The sequence below is a fragment of the Bacillus sp. JJ1521 genome (assembly GCF_036965165.1).
Classification (GTDB): Bacteria; Bacillota; Bacilli; order Bacillales; family Bacillaceae_L; genus Ferdinandcohnia.
Window position 1 is genome coordinate 1 of record NZ_JBALOX010000272.1, and the last position, 1,995, is coordinate 1,995.

At 35.4% G+C, this 1,995-nt stretch carries 2 protein-coding genes; both read left to right on the forward strand.

From position 1 onward, the window contains the following. Positions 1-401: helix-turn-helix domain-containing protein (locus V7147_RS24575; protein WP_335370420.1), on the forward strand; the 401-nt coding region annotated here is incomplete at its 5' end. Between the two features lie 151 nt (positions 402-552). Continuing rightward, positions 553-1,938 (forward strand): tryptophanase, encoded by a 1,386-nt coding sequence (locus V7147_RS24580; RefSeq protein ID WP_335370421.1) that lies wholly within the window; start codon positions 553-555, stop codon positions 1,936-1,938. The last annotated feature ends 57 nt before the right edge of the window (positions 1,939-1,995 follow it).

Consider the following 1,995-nt stretch of genomic DNA (forward strand, 5'->3'; position numbering starts at 1 on the left):
CTAGTGAAAGGAATAAGTTACGATCTGCCTCATACTTTATTAAAAATTCCGAAGACGAGTTAATCGGGATATTGACCATAAATTACAAGGTGGACGAATTAATCGAACTTCGATCTACATTAAATCGTTTAATCAGTGGTTCCGAGCAGTTTACTTTTAAAGGGGAAAACTTTTATGAGAGCTTTAATTTATCATTTGAAGATTTAATGAATAACACCATTCAGGATGCATTGAAAAAATACAATGTACCTCCCGATCGTTTGTCCCATGACGAAAAATTGGATTTAATTCGAACATTAGATGAAAAAGGTACCTTTTTACTTAAAGGATCGGTTGCGGAATTAGCCAAGGTTTTACAAACATCAGAAACATCGATTTATCGATATATAAACAAACTATAAATAATTTTGAAATCTCTTTTCTGGATATTTACAGAAAGGAGATTTTTTTGTCACAATTATAATTTTTTTGACTATTGTAAACGTTTTCTCTTCGTGTTAATATATTTACAAGATGAAAATTTATTAACATTCAGAGAGAGGATGAACCCAGATGAAATTTATGACTGCAGAACCTTTTAGAATCAAAATGGTAGAGAGAGTGAAAAAGACGACAAAACAGGAAAGACAGCAATGGCTAAAAGAAGCTGGTTACAATGTATTCAAAATTAAGGCTGCAAATGTATATATTGATTGTTTAACAGATAGTGGAACATCAGCAATGAGTAGTGAGCAATGGTCAGCACTTATGCTTGGTGACGAATCATATGCAGGTTCTAAGAGCTTTTATAAATTACAAGAATCAGTAGAAGACGTCTTTGGAATGCCTTATGTCCAACCTACACACCAAGGAAGAGCAGCGGATTATATTATGGCAAAACTTTATGCAAAAGAAGGAAAATATGCAATTGGAAATATGCATTTTGATACCTTTAGAGGCAATGCTGAAGTGTTGGGTGCATTAGCCGTTGATTATGTAATTGATGATGGAAAAGATACAGCTAGCCCGGCTCACCCATTCAAGGGAAATATCGATCTTCAAAAAATGAAAAGTTTAATAGAAGAAAAAGGTTCCGAGCAAATATCCGTTGTAATTATAACTGTTACGTGTAATAACAATGGAGGACAACCGGTATCCATGCAAAATATTAGGGACGTGAGTCAATTAGCCAAGGAATACAATATTCCAGTGGTTATAGATAGTGCTCGCTTAGCAGAAAATGCTTACTTTATCCAACAGAGGGAGGAAGGATATCGTAACAAATCAATTAAAGAGATTACTAGAGAAATGTTCTCGTACTGTGAGACTGCTACGATGAGTTCCAAAAAAGACGGAATGGTTAATATTGGTGGACTCTTTGTAACAAAAAACAAGGACATTTTTGAGCAGGCTCAACAACTTGCCATCGTCCATGAAGGATTTATTACATATGGTGGATTAGCCGGTCGTGATTTGGAAGCGTTAGCTGTAGGGCTTCAAGAAGGTTGTGACGAACAATACTTAGAATATCGTATTAACCAAGCAAAATATTTAGGTGATAGATTACTAGAACATGGTGTTCCAATTGTTGAACCAACTGGTGGACACGGTGTGTATGTGGATGGTAGAAGATTCTTTCCACATATACCTCAATCAGAATTTCCTTCACAAAGATTAGTTGTTGCACTTTATGAAGAAGCTGGCGTAAGAGCGGTGGAAATTGGTGCATGTGCGTTTGGTTCAAAGCATCCAGTTACAGGTGAGCCTATTTGGCCAGATATTGAAACGATGAGAATCGCATTATCGCGCAGAGTCTACACAAACAGTCATATGGATGTAATTGCGAATGCACTTGGAGAAATTTATAAAAACCGTGATCAATATAAAGGAATGAAACTTGTATATGAGGCTCCAATTACCTCATTAAGACACTTTACAGCAGGATTCGAACTTTTATAAATTAATAATAGATTATGTAATACAACTAGTTCACACTCTAGGAGGAATAGTAAATGA

Coding starts and splice junctions, on each gene's coding strand:
- V7147_RS24580 (WP_335370421.1), top strand. CDS start 553: ATGAAATTTATGACTGCAGAACCTTTTAGAATCAAAATGGTAGAGAGA.